This is a genomic window from Caloranaerobacter sp. TR13, assembly GCF_001316435.1.
Taxonomy (GTDB): domain Bacteria; phylum Bacillota; class Clostridia; order Tissierellales; family Thermohalobacteraceae; genus Caloranaerobacter.
On record NZ_JXLL01000002.1, the window covers coordinates 80,252 to 97,395 of the forward strand.

General features: G+C 30.8%; 16 protein-coding genes. 14 read left to right on the forward strand and 2 right to left on the reverse strand.

Going from position 1 to position 17,144, the window contains the following annotated elements; translation table 11 throughout:
• Positions 1–143: 143 nt before the first annotated feature.
• The 13 genes from TR13x_RS03545 (at position 144) to TR13x_RS03605 (ending at position 14,870) form a co-directional block, all read left to right on the forward strand.
• Positions 144–1,148, forward strand: coding sequence for a LacI family DNA-binding transcriptional regulator (locus TR13x_RS03545; RefSeq protein WP_054870523.1), 1,005 nt, complete (start codon positions 144–146; stop codon positions 1,146–1,148).
• A gap of 151 nt (positions 1,149–1,299) precedes the next feature.
• On the forward strand, positions 1,300–2,553 hold the full coding sequence (locus tag TR13x_RS03550; RefSeq protein WP_054870524.1) for an ABC transporter substrate-binding protein: 1,254 nt from the start codon (positions 1,300–1,302) through the stop codon (positions 2,551–2,553).
• Between the two features lie 65 nt (positions 2,554–2,618).
• Entirely contained in the window at positions 2,619–3,512 is an 894-nt protein-coding gene (locus TR13x_RS03555; RefSeq protein WP_054870525.1) for a carbohydrate ABC transporter permease, read from the forward strand.
• Positions 3,513–3,514: 2 nt separating this feature from the next.
• Complete coding sequence (locus TR13x_RS03560) at positions 3,515–4,576, forward strand: carbohydrate ABC transporter permease (RefSeq protein ID WP_054870526.1); 1,062 nt, start codon at positions 3,515–3,517, stop codon at positions 4,574–4,576.
• A 28-nt stretch (positions 4,577–4,604) separates the two neighbouring features.
• Entirely contained in the window at positions 4,605–5,693 is a 1,089-nt protein-coding gene (locus tag TR13x_RS03565) for an ABC transporter ATP-binding protein (RefSeq protein ID WP_054870527.1), read from the forward strand.
• Positions 5,694–5,728: 35 nt separating this feature from the next.
• The gene (locus TR13x_RS03570; protein WP_054870528.1) at positions 5,729–7,072 is read left to right on the forward strand and encodes a glycosyltransferase family 4 protein; all 1,344 of its coding nucleotides are present in this window, start codon (positions 5,729–5,731) and stop codon (positions 7,070–7,072) included.
• 16 nt (positions 7,073–7,088) lie between these two features.
• The gene (locus TR13x_RS03575) at positions 7,089–8,012 is read left to right on the forward strand and encodes a glycosidase (protein WP_054870529.1); all 924 of its coding nucleotides are present in this window, start codon (positions 7,089–7,091) and stop codon (positions 8,010–8,012) included.
• 5 nt (positions 8,013–8,017) lie between these two features.
• On the forward strand, positions 8,018–11,170 hold the full coding sequence (locus tag TR13x_RS03580) for an alpha-mannosidase (protein ID WP_054870530.1): 3,153 nt from the start codon (positions 8,018–8,020) through the stop codon (positions 11,168–11,170).
• Between the two features lie 52 nt (positions 11,171–11,222).
• Entirely contained in the window at positions 11,223–12,905 is a 1,683-nt protein-coding gene (locus TR13x_RS03585) for an alpha-glucosidase (protein WP_304438587.1), read from the forward strand.
• A 4-nt stretch (positions 12,906–12,909) separates the two neighbouring features.
• A complete protein-coding gene (locus tag TR13x_RS03590; RefSeq protein WP_054870532.1) occupies positions 12,910–13,095 on the forward strand; it encodes a hypothetical protein in 186 nt (61 codons plus the stop codon).
• A gap of 202 nt (positions 13,096–13,297) precedes the next feature.
• Entirely contained in the window at positions 13,298–13,534 is a 237-nt protein-coding gene (locus tag TR13x_RS03595; protein WP_161802923.1) for a hypothetical protein, read from the forward strand.
• Between the two features lie 361 nt (positions 13,535–13,895).
• On the forward strand, positions 13,896–14,393 hold the full coding sequence (locus tag TR13x_RS03600; RefSeq protein WP_054870534.1) for a DUF134 domain-containing protein: 498 nt from the start codon (positions 13,896–13,898) through the stop codon (positions 14,391–14,393).
• 138 nt (positions 14,394–14,531) lie between these two features.
• Positions 14,532–14,870, forward strand: a complete 339-nt coding sequence (locus TR13x_RS03605) for a DUF5320 domain-containing protein (protein ID WP_054870535.1) — start codon at positions 14,532–14,534, stop codon at positions 14,868–14,870.
• Between the two features lie 29 nt (positions 14,871–14,899).
• Here TR13x_RS03605 and TR13x_RS03610 read toward each other — a convergent pair whose 3' ends face one another.
• Positions 14,900–15,778 carry a DMT family transporter gene (locus tag TR13x_RS03610; protein ID WP_054870536.1) on the reverse strand — a complete coding sequence of 293 codons (879 nt, stop codon included), beginning with the start codon at positions 15,776–15,778 and terminating at the stop codon, positions 14,900–14,902.
• Positions 15,779–15,983: 205 nt separating this feature from the next.
• Between TR13x_RS03610 and TR13x_RS03615 the strand changes: the two genes are divergently transcribed.
• Positions 15,984–16,754 carry a helix-turn-helix domain-containing protein gene (locus tag TR13x_RS03615; protein WP_054870537.1) on the forward strand — a complete coding sequence of 257 codons (771 nt, stop codon included), beginning with the start codon at positions 15,984–15,986 and terminating at the stop codon, positions 16,752–16,754.
• A 30-nt stretch (positions 16,755–16,784) separates the two neighbouring features.
• On the opposite strand, the gene TR13x_RS03620 is transcribed toward TR13x_RS03615, so the two are convergent.
• Complete coding sequence (locus TR13x_RS03620; protein WP_054870538.1) at positions 16,785–17,138, reverse strand: P-II family nitrogen regulator; 354 nt, start codon at positions 17,136–17,138, stop codon at positions 16,785–16,787.
• Between the last annotated feature and the right edge of the window lie 6 nt (positions 17,139–17,144).

A 17,144-nucleotide genomic window follows, 5' to 3' on the forward strand; every position in this document is an offset into this window, starting at 1 on the left:
AGTCTACTTTAAGAGATTTTAATTTTATTATAGCTATATTGTTTTTTTTACTTACTGAAAGAAAATATTTAAAACCTCTTGAATTTTCAGAAAAAATAGATTATAATTACAATTGATAACGTTGTCATAAAAGAGGGATGACTATGAGAAATGTAACTATGGCTGATATTGCTAAATTAGCTGGAGTATCTATAAAAACAGTATCAAGAGTAATAAATAACAGCAATGAAGTAAAAGAAGAAACTAGGCAAAAAGTATTAAAGATTATAAAAGAGCAGGGGTATCAGGTGAATATTCTTGCAAAAGGATTAAGGAAAAAACAGACTAATACTATAATAGTCTTTATTGATAAACACAGTGGAGGATATTGGAGTATATGGCATAACGAAATCGTACAGGAAATTATTAAGTACTCCAAAGAGAAAGGTTACAAGATAGTTATTTCACCATCTTCTGGTGAAGGCTGCTTAGACGATGATACAGATGGATTTTATCTTTTGAGAAGTGGCATGGCAGATGGAGCTATAATTTTTGACAACATGGAAAACGATATCAGAATTAATTATTTAAGAGAAAACGATATCCCGTTTGTAATCGTGGGAAAAGACATAAATTACGATGATACAAGCTATGTAGATTTGAATAACTATAAGGCTGGTTACATAGGCGGTAAGTACCTAATAGAGAATGGGTATAAAAAGATATGTTTCATGCTTGGAAGTAGAGATTTTATTGTTAACAATGAGAGAACTAATGGTTTCAAAGAAATATGTAGTAACTATAGTGATGTTGAATTTAATATTATCTTTGATGTTTCAAGTATTCAAAATGCTTACGAATATGCTAAAGAGATTATCCGAACAAATAAACCAGATGCATTTTTTGTATCTGGAGATGAAAGAGCAATAGGAGTTTATAGGGCTATTAAAGAAAGTAATTTATCAATACCTAAAGATATAGCAGTTTTAGGCATAGATAATATACCTTTGTGCGAATATATTTATCCATCATTAACTACTATTGACCAGCCAAAGAAGGAATTTGGATACTATTCAGTAAGTATTTTGATGGAATTAATGAACAATAAAGCAAAGATAACAAAAAGGGTTTTAATAGAACCTAAACTAATAATTCGCGAATCAACTTAAAAAGTTTTTTTAAGCACAAATGACAACGAACGACATAAATATTTTTCACTTTGAGTTGTTTATTCCCTTGATTTATATTGTTTGGCTTCCCGGGTTGGGAGTCGAAATATATATAAATGTACATTTAAAATTTTAAGAAGGGGGAAAAGTCATGAAAAAAGTTATTTCATTAATGCTTGTAGTACTATTAATTGCTACAGCTTTAGCAGGATGTACTACTAAAGAAACTGCTACAACGCAAAAGAAAAAATTAGTTTTTACATCAAGATTATGGTCTGCACCAGAGGAAAAGGAATTCATTATTAATGAAATTATTAAACCTTACGAAGAAGCTAATAACATTGATATTGAGTTTTCAATTGCTACAGATGATGAAATTTTTGATGCAATTAAAGTTCAGCAAGAATCTGGAAATATAACTACAGATATCATAACTGCTCACAGTGGTAAAATGCCAGATTGGACAAGAGCAGGTTATGTTATGGACTTAACAGATGTAGTAAAATCATGGAAAGACCGTACATTCTTTGAAACATTCAAAAGCTCAACACATAAAGATGGTAAGCAATATTTCTTACCAGTAGGTGCAGATGTATACTTAACACTTATCAATAAGAAGGCTTTAAAGTATAAACCAGAAGGTGTAGATATTGACAACTTAACTTGGGAAGATTATGCTAAGTGGGCTGTAAATATAGCTAAAGGTGAAGGTGAAGGAAAAGTAGTTATCACAGGTATTCCACAAAAATCATGGATTTATATGTTTGGTGCATCAGCATTATCTTATGGAGCTGGGTTCCCAGACATAAATTCTCCTGAAGCTATGAAAGCATGGAAAGTATGGGAGAAAATTGGGGATGCAAAAGGATTTATACCAACAGTTGCTAATGTAGAATCAAGTGTTGATCCAATGAAGCGTGAAGAAGGTTGGTTATGTGTATTCCACAATGCTCGTGTAGGTACTGTTTATGCTTCTAACGAAACTAAGTATATAGTAGCTCCAGCACCATCAGGACCTAAGGGAATCGGTACTGTTGCAGGTGTTAGCGGATACGCTATAGTTAAAGGTTCAAAGAATTATGAAGAGGCAGTTAAATTCCTTGAGTATTTAACTAGACCAGACATTCAAACTAAGATAGCTCTAGGAACTGGAGGATTTATACCACCTGTTAAAGAAGCTATTGATCAATTGGGTAATGGAGCAGAAGATGAAGTAATTAAGAAGGCTTTAATGGTTCTTGAAAAAGGAATTCCTTCAGGAGTACCTGCTCATGAATATACAGATTGGGGAGCAGTTAAACAAATATTCGACGATATCTTTGTTGAAGCTATAAATGGAGATAAGAAGATAACTAAAGAATACCTAGATGCTAAACAAGCTCAATTAGAAGCATTGAAAAAATAAAAATTTTATAAAGTGCACATTGGATGTTTAGCATCCAATGTGCATTTTTGTAAAGGGGTGAAATGATGGAAAATTTACAAAGCAGTAATAAAAGCTTGAACAAATGGTTGCCATATATTTTAGTTGTTCCATCGATGCTGTATTATATATTATTTTGGCTAAGGCCTGTTTTAACTTCATTAATAAGAAGTTTTACTGGAGTGGACGGTGGATTAACTCTTCAGAATTATCAATTAGCACTATCAGATCCATTATTCAGAGAGGGCTTTATAAATACAGCTGTAATAGCTGGTGTTTCTGTAACATTAGAGTTTGTAGTAGCTTTAATGCTAGCTTTACTAATTAACAGGAAATTTAAAGGCTCAGGGGTACTATTGTTTATTGCTATGATTCCTATGGCTTTACCACCAGTTGCTGTTGGTGCAATATGGCAGACTGGTTTAACAACAAATGGATGGGTCAATAGTTTACTAATACACTTAGGACTGATTACTGAAAGTGGAAAAATATATTTTATGACTGCTGAAGGATGGAAGAGATTATTATTAATAATTTTAATAGATGCTTGGCAGGTAATACCATCTATTATGATTATTTTATTAGCAGGACTACAAAATTTCCCTAAAGAAATGAAGGAAGCTGGATATGTATTTGGTGGTAATGCATTTACAGTTTTAAGAAAGATTACACTTCCAATATTAAAACCGACTATTGTAACAGCTGTTGTATTAAGATTAATATCAGCTATACAAATTTGGTTGATTGTTGTTATGATTTATGGATTTAACAGAGTACCAACACTAATGGAACGTGTTGTATATTATGGAGATCAGGTATCATCATTACCTAATAGCTTTGAATTAGCATCTACAAATTCGATTATAGTGGCAATTATTGTTTCAAGTGCTGCATTAATTTATTTGAAAGCATCAAGAAATTCAGAAAGTAAAGAGGTGTAAGTATGCCGAATAATAGAAGTGTTAAAAAATTGATTAAAAAGACAACTTTTTTAATACTAATAGCAACTATATTATTTTTTATTTTAACACCTATATTCTTTTTAACATCGCTTTCTTTTTTATCATCTAGAGAAGCTTATCAATTTCCTTTACCTATATTACCTTCTCTAAAAAGCGAATTTGTTGCTCAGAAAAGTGAAAAAGGCTATTTAATAAGTATATATGAACCAAGTACAGGAGAATATGAGTCAATATTAGATACTAACAAATTTGAAAAAATGAGTACTTATTTCAGAAGAGAGTTATCTATATACGTAGCTCCAGAAAAATTAAAAGAAATATTAAGTCAATTAGATAATGGAAAAGTTGAAAAAGTTTATTTTACTATGAGAAAGAGCTTATGGCATAATTATAAGACTTTCTTTAAAGTCACAGGGAATGCAAAAGCAGCACTTATTCGAAGTATACAAACTGCATTAGTAACAATACTAATTTCTCTTATACTAGGTGGGATGGCAGGTTATGCATTTGCTAGATTTAGTTTTAAAGGTAAAGAACAACTACAGTTTGGTATATTATTCGTTAGAATGTTCCCAGCTGTAACTATAGCTTTACCTATGGTTATTTTGCTGGCTAAATATGGTTTCTATGATAGACCTGTAGGGCTCTCTTTAGTCTATTCAGTAGGTTCAATAGGATTAACTGCTTGGATTACTGCGAGCATTTTTATGGGTATAGGTATAGAGCTAGAAGAAGCAGCACAAGTTTTTGGAGCAAATAAATTACAGACATTCTTTAAAATTACGCTACCATTAGCTTTTCCAGGTTTAGCAGCTAGTTCAATGTATGCTTTCATTGGTGCATGGAATGATACAGTATCAGCATTGATTTTAACTCAATCAAAGCCAACATTTGCAGTTGTTGTTTATAAAGCTTTGATAGGTTCAACAGGTAAAATTAATCTTACAGCTGCAGGTGCACTTACAATGGCATTTCCAGCAGTAGTATTTACATTATTTATTAGAAAATATATTAACCAAATGTGGGGTGGAGTTAAAGTATAGTACTAATAATGAGAACAGGAGGGTTATTATGGCTTTTTTAGAGCTAATTAATTTAAGAAAGGAATATCAAAAAGGTGTTGTTGCCGTTAAAGATATAGACTTAAAAATTGAAAAAGGAGAATTTTTAGTTTTACTAGGACCTTCAGGATGCGGTAAGACTACTACAATGAGAATGATTTCTGGGTTAGAAAATGTAACAAATGGACAAATTTTAATGGAAGGAAAAGATATAACCTATTTACCACCGAGAAAAAGAAACGTAAGTATGATTTTTCAAAACTATGCAGTGTGGCCGCATATGACTGTTTATGATAATATAGCATTTGCATTAAAACTTAGAAAAATGCCTAAAGAAGAAATAAAGAAAATAGTCTATGAAGTTGCTGGTATGGCTGATATTACACAGTATTTAGACAGATATCCATCGCAATTATCAGGAGGACAACGTCAACGTGTAGCTGTGGCAAGAGCTATAGCTGTAAAACCTAAACTTTTCTTAATGGACGAGCCTCTATCAAACTTAGATGCAAAACTTAGAGTATCAATGAGAACAGATTTAAAGGAAATACACAACAAAACTAATGCTACTACCATTTTTGTTACACACGACCAGTCAGAGGCTATGAGTTTAGCAGATCGCATAGTGATTATGCGAGATGGAGAGATTGAACAAATAGGAACTCCTAATGAAGTTTATCATGATAGTGAAACTATGTTTGTTGCTAACTTTATTGGTACACCACCTACTAATTTTATTGATGTTGTAATAAATAATACTGAAGAAGGAATTGTAGCTAAACATGAACAGTTTAGTTTGGCTGTAAAAGGTGAGATTAGCAAGAAATTAGAGAAATATATAGAGAAGAAAGTTGTTTTAGGTGTTAGACCTGAGAATTTTGTAATTACTGACGAATCAAATGCTTTATTTAGTATAAAAGTAGATTTTGTTGAGCCACAGGGTTCACATACAATAATTGTTACTAAGATTTCTGGAAAAGTAACAAAAATTGTATCCACAGAAATATTCGTTGTAAAACCAGGAGATAAATTACATTTATCAATAGCAGAAGGAAAATATTTATTCTTTGACCCAGAAACCGAAAAAAGAATTAAGTAGTAATTGATATTTGAATAAAGAAAGGAGAAAAACAGATGAATATAGCATTATGTCATTATCGTGTAGGAGAAACAGATGGAGTATCTTTAGAGATGGATAAATGGAAAAAAGTATTAGAAAAAATGGAACATAAAGTATATATGTTGGCTGGTAGTGAGGGAACAGCTGATGCATATATAATTGAAGAAATGCATATACGATTACCTGAAGATTTAAAAATAGAACGAAATGCTTATGTTGAATTAAAAGATTATAAATCAGAAGAAGAATTAAAAGATTCAATTGAAGCTTTAAGTAAAAAAATTGAAGATAAACTAATCAAATTTATTAAAGATTATAAGATAGATGTATTAGTACCAAATAATATTTTTTCACTAGGAAGAGGTTTATCAACTGCATTAGCATTTAAAAGAGCAATTGAAAAAACAGGAGTAAAATGTGTAAATCATCATCATGATTTCTATTGGGAAAGAGAGCTTTATTCTCATCCTACTTGTAAATATGTAGAAGGGTTATTGGATGAATACTTTCCTCCTAAAATAGAAAATATGAAGCATGCAGTGATTAATACACCAGCTAAAAAAGACCTTAAAGCAAAAAAAGGTCTAGATTCTACAGTTGTTCCAAACGTATTCGATTTTAATGCTCCATTATGGGTGGAAGACGAGTACAATAAAGATTTTAGAGAAGCTGTAGGACTTAAAGAAAATGAAATTTTCATGTTACAGGCAACGCGTGTTGTTGATAGGAAAGCTATTGAACTTGCGATAGATTTAATTGCAGAATTGAATAAACCTGAAAACAAAGAAAAGATGATTGGCAAGACACTTTACGATGGTAGAGTCTTTAAAGAAGATAGTGAATATGTATTAGTAATGGTAGGATTGCACGAAGGGTCAGAAGGGTATGTAGAAAAATTAAAAGAACATGCTAGCAAGAAAGGTATTAAAGTTATAATTAGACCTGACTTAGTTGACCATTCAAGACACATAAAAGATGGAAAAAAAGTCTATTCTCTATGGGATGCATATGTTAAAGCTGATATCATTACTTATCCAAGTATTTATGAAGGATGGGGCAATCAGTTCTTAGAAGGTTTATTTGCTAAGAAACCTATGGTAGTTTTTGAATACAGCGTTTTCTTAGCTGATATTAAGGATAAGGGATTTAATTATATAAGTTTAGGACATAAATATGAAACTTTAGAGAATGGATTAGTTAAAGTTGAAGATAAAATTTTAGAAGAAGCGGCTATTGAAACAATGAAATATTTAACTGATAAAAATTTTAGGGAAAAGGCAGTAGAAGAGAATTTTCAATTAGGTAAGGAGTATTACTCTTTAGAAGCTCTTGAAAAAATATTAAGAACGCTTTTTTAAGGAAGGAGTAAAAGTTGTGGTATTTAAGTTAGAACGAGTATCAGACAAACCTATTTTAGAGCCAAAGCAGCATCATGAATGGGAAAAAGGGGCAGTATTTAATGTAGGAGCTATTAAAGATAACGGATTAGTTCATATGATATACAGAGCTACTGATAAAAATTCAAATGGTAGAATCTGTTCTGACTATATGAACTATTTTGGATATGCTGTCAGCAAAGATGGAATTAATTTTAACAGATTGGAAAAACCGATATTAGGACCTGTTGATGGTCAGGAACAAAGAGGTGTAGAAGACCCTCGAATTGTAAAAATTGATGACACATATTATATGCTGTATACAGGCTTTGGTGGAAGATTTGATGGTGATTTTAGGATATGTATGGCTACAAGTAAGAATTTGATTGACTGGGAAAGATATGGGGTGTTATTAGATGAACCTAACAAAGATGCTTCTTTATTTCCAGAAAAGATAAATGGAAAGTATATCTTAATTCACAGAAGAGCGCCACATATTTGGATTGCTTATTCAGACGATTTGAAGAATTGGACAGATCATAAGATTTTAGCCGAAGTTAAAGAAGAAAATGAATGGGAAAGCTTAAAAATAGGATTGGCTGGACCACCATTTAAAACAGAGAAGGGTTGGGTTTTAATATATCATGGTGTGAGTAAAGAAAGACGTTATTCATTAGGTATTATGCTATTAGATTTAGAAGACCCTTCAAAAGTTATATACAGACAAGATAAGCCTATTTTAGAACCTGAGTTAGATTGGGAGATTAATGGATGTGTTCCTAATGTAGTATTTAGCTGTGGACAGGCTATTATTGATGATGAGCTACTTGTATATTATGGAGGAGCTGATACAGTAACAGGAGTTGCTAAAACTAAAATGTCAGATGTAATGAAATTATTTGATATCGTAACACAGAGGTAATAGTTATGTTTTGGACTATTGAAAAACTAAATCGAAGAATTGAAGAGTTATATAAATACAGATATAGAGAAAAAATTTTAATACCTTTCTTTCTCTGTTGTTCTGATGATCTTAACGAAATAAATCCACCGATTGCAGCTAAAGAAGAATTTACTGGCATCTTAAAGTTAGGTGATAGCTGGGAAGGCAGAGATAAATATTTATGGCTATATGCAGAAGTTGAGATACCTCAATATTGGCAAGGAAAGAAAATTGTGGGAGTATTTGACTTTGGTAAAACTGGCCCTGGTACTAATTCAGGTTTTGAATCTCTTATATATGTAAATGGTAAGCCTCATCAAGGGGTTGATAGTAATCATAAAGAGGTATTCTTTTCAAATGAAATTGCAGGGAAGAAATTAGAATTAGTTTTTAGATTATGGTCTGGGTTGGAGGGTGGTGGAGAACCCAAAAAACTACGTCATACTATACAGTCAGCATTCTTGTCTTGGATGGACGAGAATGTTGATGAACTGTATTTTACATCGAGAGCTTTACTAGATACTATAAAGATTTTGGAAGAGAGTAGGACTGAAAGAATAGACTTATTGAAAGCCTTAGATAAAGCATTTCAAATGATCGATTGGTCAAGCTATGATGTTGACGGTTTATATAAAAGTATTAAAGAAGCTAATGAATATTTACAAACTGAGATTGAAGGAAAAAAGAAGGCTAGTGATATTACCATTACATGTATAGGACATACCCACATTGATGTTGCATGGCTATGGAGACTAAAACACACGAGAGAAAAGTGTGCCAGATCGTTTTCAACAGTGCTTCGTTTGATGGAACAATATTCAGAATACTTATTCTTACAGAGTCAACCGCAGTTATATGAGTACATAAAAGAAGACTATCCTGAAATCTATGAAAAAATAAAAGAAAGGGTAAAAGAAGGACGTTGGGAAGCCGGGGGAGCTATGTGGTTAGAATCAGATACCAACATTCCATCGGGTGAATCATTAGTAAGACAAATATTAATGGGAACAAACTTTTTTAAAGAAGAATTTGGAGTAAATTGTAGTTACTTATGGCTTCCAGATGTATTTGGATATAGCTGGGCACTACCACAAATTTTAAAGAAGTCAGGAATTGATGTTTTTGTAACTACAAAAATCAGTTGGAACCAATATAATAGGATTCCTCATGACACCTTCTATTGGAGGGGTATAGATGGATCTGAAGTTTTAGCTCATTTTGTTACTACTCCTAATATAAACTGGGTTGATGATTTTAATAAGACTGGTGTAATTCATCATACATATAACGGAGTGATTCATCCATCAACTGTTCAAGGAATTTGGAATCAGTATCAGGATAAGGATATAAACAGGAACTTAATATTTTCATATGGATATGGAGATGGAGGCGGCGGTGTCAATCGTCAAATGTTAGAGACCAGAAGATGCTTGGACAAAATACCTGGTTTACCAAAGGTGAAAACAGGTCGTGCTGATGAGTACTTTAGATCTTTAAAAGAGAGATTAGATAATACTGACAGTTATGTTCATACATGGGATGGTGAATTATATTTAGAATTTCATAGAGGAACATATACTACGCAAGGATTAGTAAAAAAGATGAATCGAAAGTTAGAACTTTTTTATAGAGATACAGAAGTAATTTCAATATTTAGTAATGTGATAGATAACAACCTAAAAGACTATCCACAAAAGAAATTATTGGATGGATGGAAAATAATTTTACGAAATCAATTTCATGATATTATAACGGGAACAAGTATTAGAGAAGTTTATGAGGATGCAATCAATGAGTATAAAGAGGCAAATAAAATAGCAGAAGAAATAAAAAATGAAAGTATTGAAAATATTATTGAACAAAAAAACAATAAATATTCAGTATTTAATAATTCTAATTGGTATCGTTCTGATTTAGTAAGAATTCAAGGAGAAAGACATGGAGTCTGGTTAGATGAAAAGGGTAGTAAGCTTGTATCGCAAGTAATAAACGGAGAAACTGTTGTTTATATAGAAAATATTCAACCAATGAGTTTTACTAATATTGAATTTTATGAAGGGAAAAAGGTTATATCTAATATTCCTTTTAAACTATATAAAAATGGTATAAAAACTCCTTTTTATGAAATAGAATGGAATGACAAAGGTCAAATAACTAGAATATATGACATAACACTTGACAAGGAAGTTATAGCTGATGGTGGAAAGGCTAATGTATTACAGATTATAGACGACAGACCTATCACACCTGATGCATGGGAAGTTGAATCATACTATTATACTAAAGCCCATAATAGAGTTGAAGAAGTTGATGAATTGGTATCAGTTGATATAGTTGGGATAGGTGAACTTGAAGCTAGAATTACCTTCAATTGGAAATATAAGAAAACAATAATTAAGCAGGAAATGATACTGTACAGTAAAAACAAAAGAATTGATTTCAAGACTGTTGTAGATTGGAAAGAACATCAGAAGTTATTAAAGAGTTCCTTTGAAGTGAATGTTAGATCAACCCATGCAACGTATGATATCCAATTTGGTAATATTAAAAGACCAATACATTGGAATACTAGTTGGGATTTAGCTAAGTTTGAGGTTGTTGGACATCAATGGGCCGATTTATCAGAGAGGAATTTTGGTGTAAGCTTATTGAATGATTGTAAGTATGGATATGATATTAAGGATAATAGAATAAGATTGTCTCTAGTTCGAGGTCCTATATATCCAGATCCGAAAGCTGATGAAGGAATTCACGAATTTACTTACAGCTTATTACCTCATAAAGGAGACTGGTACGAAGGAAATACAGTTCAGAATGCTTGGAACTTAAACAATCCACTTTTTCTTTATAAAGGACAAGCTAAAGATTCTCAAAAATCTCTATTTAAGATTTCATCTAAAAACGTGTTTATAGATGCTGTTAAGAAGGCAGAAAAAGAAGATTTAGTAGCACTACGTATTCATGAATTTGCTGGAAGTAGTGAAAAAGTTAAAATAACTAGTGATTTTAAGATAGTATCTTGGCAAGAATGTAATCTTTTAGAGGAAAGAGTAGGTGAATTTAGAAACACCGATGTTATTGAAGTAGGCATAAAGCCATATGAGATAAAAACTTTTCTAATTGATTTAAAAAAATGATTCAGAAATTATCTGCTATTATAAAAAACTGAAGGAGTGGGAAATAGACAGCATGTGGTGGAAGAATTCTATTATATATGAAATATTTCCAAGAAGTTTCAAAGATAGCAATGGAGATGGTATAGGGGATATACAGGGGATTATATCTAAATTGGATTACTTAAAGGATTTGGGCGTAGATGCAATTTGGCTTTGTCCAGTATATCCTTCACCTAATAATGACAGTGGATATGATGTAAGTGATTATTATGATATTTGGGATGAACTTGGAACTATGGAAGATATAGAAAAGCTAATTGTAGAAATGCATAAAAGAGATATGAAATTAATAATGGAATTGGTAGCTAATCATACTTCTGATGAACACGAATGGTTTATTGAATCAAGAAAATCTAAAGATAATCCATATAGAGATTATTATATCTGGAGACCAGGTAAAGATGGTAAAGAACCGAATAATTGGCTCTCAGCAAAGTTAGGTGGTTCTGTTTGGACTTATGATGATAATACAGACGAATATTATTTACATCTTTATTCATCTAAGCAGCCTGATTTAAATTGGGAAAACCTAAAGGTACGCCAAGAGGTATATAATATTATGCGTTTTTGGTTTGATAAGGGTGTAGATGGATTTAGGATGGATGTAATAAACAAGATAGCTAAAGCCCCTGGATTACCAGATGTAGAGAGGAAAGAAGGAGACAAAAGAAAATATCTACCTTGTGAAGAATACTATGAAAATTACCCTAAGGTTCACGATTATTTAAAGGAAATGAATAGAGAGGTATTATCGAAATATGAAAATAAATTAGCTATGGGGCAGACTTCTGGTGTTACACCAGAGCAGGCATATTTATATACCGGGGAAGATAGAGGTGAATTGAACCTTTTTCTTCAGTTTGAACATATTGATATTGACAGAGGGTCAAATAACAAGAAATTGCCATTTAATGCATTAGAGTTTAAAAAGAGCTTAGCAAAGTGGCAGACAGCAATGGATGGAAAACTATGGAACACTTTATTCTTTGGCAGTCATGATACTTCTAGACCAGTTTCACACTACGGTAATGATAAAAAGTATAGAGTTGAATCAGCTAAGATGTTGGCAACAATATTATTTACTTTAAAAGGAACACCTATAATATATCAAGGTGAAGAAATAGGTATGACAAATGTTAGATTTGAAAGTATAGAAGATTATAGAGATATAAGAACTCATAATGTATATAGAGAAAGATATTTAGAAGGTGGAGAGAAGTTAGAGGATGTAATGCAAGATATTTGGGAATTGAGCCGTGATAATGCACGTACTCCAATGCAGTGGGATGATAGTGAAAATGCTGGTTTTACAAAGGGTAAGCCTTGGATAAAACCAAATCCAAATTATAAAGAAATAAATGTGCAAAAATCACTAGATGATAGTAATTCAATATTGCACTATTATAAAGAAATTATAAAGCTGCGTAAGAGTAATGAAGTATTGTTATATGGAGATTTTAGATTGATATTTGAAGATGATCCAAACATTTTTGCTTATTTTAGAGAGTTAAATAAAAAGAAAGTGCTAGTTATTACAAATTTCTCAGATAAGGATATAGAAATAAATCTTTCAAGAGAAATAAGAAAAATAGATAATTTTAAACTTTTGATTAGCAACTATGAAGTTAATGAAGCGAATATAGAAAGCATAAAATTAAAACCATTTGAAGCAAGAGTATATGAATTTGGAGTGTAGTAAAATGGGGAAAGTAGTGAATAATCTAACTAACATCTTAGCAGAGAATTTATTAGGAGAAAATGAATTTGAAAACATTAATAAAGAGCAAAGTGATGTGAAAAAATTCATATTATCTATGCTGTTTTTATCAAATGGAAAATACAAAAATGAAACTAAAAAAATATTAAAGGCATATAAAATATTTTGAAAAAGTTTTTGATAAAGTATCTAATGAGTTGAAAAGGGATTGTAGTAACTGGGAAAGTAGATTTATAGATAAAACTATAATAGATAAGAAAAAAGAGATAAGTAGTTGTTTTTTTCTGAGAATACATTAGAAATAGATGAAGAAACTATTTACAGGTTGTTTTATAACCCAAATACCATATACTATCACATGTTTTAGAGCATTGTTTAAAGCTTATAAGCTAGCTAAAGTAAATGAAAGAGATGCAAAAATATTTTTAGATAATATTGTTAATAGGATGCCTGAGGTATATGAAAAAATTGAATCAGGATATTATCTGAGACTATATAATGAAGACAAAGAAGCTTGGAATATATATTATGATATTTTAATCAATAAGAAAACAAGCGATTATAAGGATATTGCTTGGGAAATAGTCAAAGATTGTAAGGTTAATTAAATCCCCTTTTTATATAAGAAGAATACAGGAGTAATCCCTGTATTCTTCTCTATTTACCAATCAAAATGAAATTCTAAAAAATATTGACATATAAAACCAATTATAGTAATATATTAGAAATATCTAAAAACGCCTATTGTGCTTGATTGTACAATAGATATTTTTTTATAATCCGTAGGAAATTATATCTCATATTAAGTTGTGGGTAATTTTAAATATAATTTCAGTAATGGATTTCAACAAAATCTACCTTATATAATTTATTTAAATCGAAGGTTTTGTTCTAAATTAAAAGAACTTTTATTTTAGAACTAATAGTAATATAATAAATAGTATAAACATAAAAGCAGGAGGTAGTTAAATGCCGAGACCTATCAAATGGAGAAGGATTGAAAATCTGCCAGAGTACGAATATTTTGTACCTATTAATGTAGCTAATTGCGAATTGGAAGAAAATATTCTTAAAGTTGAAGAATTAGAAGCTATAAGACTTAAAGATTTAGAAGGATTAGATCAAGAAACATGTGCTAAGAGGATGGAGGTTTCAAGACAAACCTTCCAAAGAATTTATAATGAAGCTAAGATGAAGATAGCAGACAGCTTGGTTAATGGAAAAGCTATAAGGATAAGAGGAGGAAACTATACACAAAATATATGTGTATTTGTTTGCAGTGAATGTGGGACAAAATGGGAAAATAGAGTAGAAGATATTCATGAAGATGAAATAAAGTGTCCTGAATGTGGTTCAAAAGATTTTTACTGTACAGATAAACCTGGAAGAAGTTTTTGTCAAAAAAGGTGTAGAGGAAGAGGAAGAGGCTTAAGAAAACATAGAAGATGTGAGATTAACAATGAATAATTTTGTTACCAATTGACTCTGTATTAATAATTAATGCAGAGTCTTTTTTTAAAAAAAGTTATTGACATATGCCCAAAACAGAATTATAATAAAATTAGAAATGAGCATATGCTAAAAACAATCAAAGGAGGGCTTATAATGCCAAAAGGTGATAGAACAGGTCCAATAGGAGCAGGACCAATGACTGGAAGAAAAATGGGTTATTGTGCAGGAAATGATGCTCCAGGATATATAAGTGCAGGATACGGAAGAGGTTATGGTAGAGGATTTGGCAAAGGATTAGGTAGAGGTTGCGGAAGAGGATTCGGCAGAGGATACGGAAGAGGCTTTGGCTTTGGATGGAGAACTATGTTTTATGATGCACCATCAAAAGAAGAATTAAAGGGATATATAAATGAAGAAGTAAAATTTCTTAAAAGCCAATTAGATAGTCTAGAAAAAAGATTAAAAGAACTTGACGGAAAAGAAGAAGCCTAGGTCTATTAACCTAGGCTTCTCTAATATTGTTATACTTTTTTAATAATAGCTATAACTAAAGACATTATTATAAGTCCACTTCCAATGAGTCCTCTTAATAAAATTGTTTCATGGATAAAGATATATGCAAGAATTAACGTAAATAAAGGCTCTCCTAAAAGGATAATTCCTACACTTTCAGGACTTGCAACTTTCTGAGCTTTTGTTTGAAGATACATAGTTAGTCCTGTGCCGAATACACCGATTATAATAATTACAATAATATTTTTTATTAATAAAGTAAGATTAAGACCTTCAGAAAAAATACTGAAAAACAGACTAGATATTGTAACAATTAGTAATTGTATAAATGAAAGAATGTGATTATCTTTATCATTACCGTATTTATCCAATATGATAATGTAAATAGTGTAGACAAAGGCACAACCTATAACAAGAATATCACCAAAATTCAAATTACCGCCATTCATACCTGATATTAAATAAAGCCCCAAAATAGAAGATACTATACAAATGATAGTCCAAAATGTAGGCATACGTTTCTTCATAAAAGCTTGGAATATTGGTATAAATAATACAGACAATGCTGCTAAGAAACCAGACTTTGAAGCACTTGTACGTTCAAGACCTAATATATATAAACCATACACAGCGAAAATTAGAAGCCCTAAAACAAACCCAATTTTCAAATCTTCTTTTTCTATTTTTAAAATTTTTTTAGGAGAGAATAGAAATAAAGTTAATGAAGCAATAAAAAACCTTCCTAATAATAAATGGAACGGAGGTATTTTATTTATATACATTTTTAAAAGAATTGTACTAATTCCCCACATAAATGAGACAAATGTTAGCTCTAAGTAAGCTATATATTTTGAATTATCTTTTTTTGCTGTTAACAATCTCTCCATTTATATCACTCCAAAAGCAGATTTCTACTGACTTAAACATTATATCATAACTAATAGTATTTAAGATGAAAAATTATATTAGCAATATTACAAAAGTCAGAAAAAAGAAAAAAATCCGACAAAAAATAACAGAAAAATTTTGAAAATTATGATAAAATAATATATGACGATATGTATAACGTACTGTTTTTGGGGGAGTGATTAAATGAAAGATATTGAATTGTTAAGTCCAGGACAGAGACTGAAGAGGATTAGAAAAATTTTAGATGTTAAGCAGGAAGAACTGGCGGGGGAGAAATTTTCTAAAAATTACATTTCTATGTTTGAAAACGATAAAAGAAAAATAAACATAATTAATGCAATTTATCTTTCGGATAAGATTAATAAGTTAGCTAAACAAAAAGGCATTGATATAGATGTAAGTGCTTCTTTGTTTCTGAAAACTGAAAAAGATATGGCTAAGGATAAGTGTTTAGAGGGGATTACATATGTTGAATCAAGAAAAAATATAAGTGTTTATGAAATAAATTCATGTTTATATAACGTTATACTATTGTCAAACAAATATAATTTAGATGAATATAAAGCTAAAGCATTATTTTTAAAAGCCGAAAATGAGCTTTTAAGAAGTCATTTTAGTTGTGCTACTACATTGTTTTTAGAGTCAATAATTTATTATTCTAAAATAGAAGATTATGTATCTATTTCTGATGTATATAAATATGTAGGAATAATATTATATAACGAAGGTAACTTTAATGAAGGATTAATTTACTTAAATTTGGCAGAAAGTATGCTAGTTAGGAGTAAAGAGATAGATAACTCAAGAATGGAAGATATTAAATATCGTAAAGCTCTTATGTTCTATAAATTAGGACAATATGAAATGGCTAGTAGTATTATACAAAAAATAAGTAATATAAATGACAAATTATTAGAACTATCAAACAAGATAAACAGTTTTATAGCTAGTTAAAAAAACAGGGAAATTAAAGCCCCTGTCTTTTTATGCTTTATTTTTTTCTATACCAAAACCGTAACATTCTGATACGGGAACAACAAATACGAAACCTATTCCAGGATTATTTATATAGTCTAATTCCTCATTTATAGCTTGTATCGCTTTTCTTAATTTTTCTTCATCTCTGATAACACTTATAATAGTTTTGTTGTAAGGTCTATTACCTTCTATCATTCTTCTAATGCTTGAGAAAATAGGAACTTCCACATTGTGTTGAAGAAGCACTTTCCCCATACCAACGCTATCGATTACAGTAGCACCTACTCCTATTTCGAAAAATCTTTCAAGAATTGCATCAAGTTTATATATTTCATTTATAACAACAAATAAAGCGTACAACCCCAA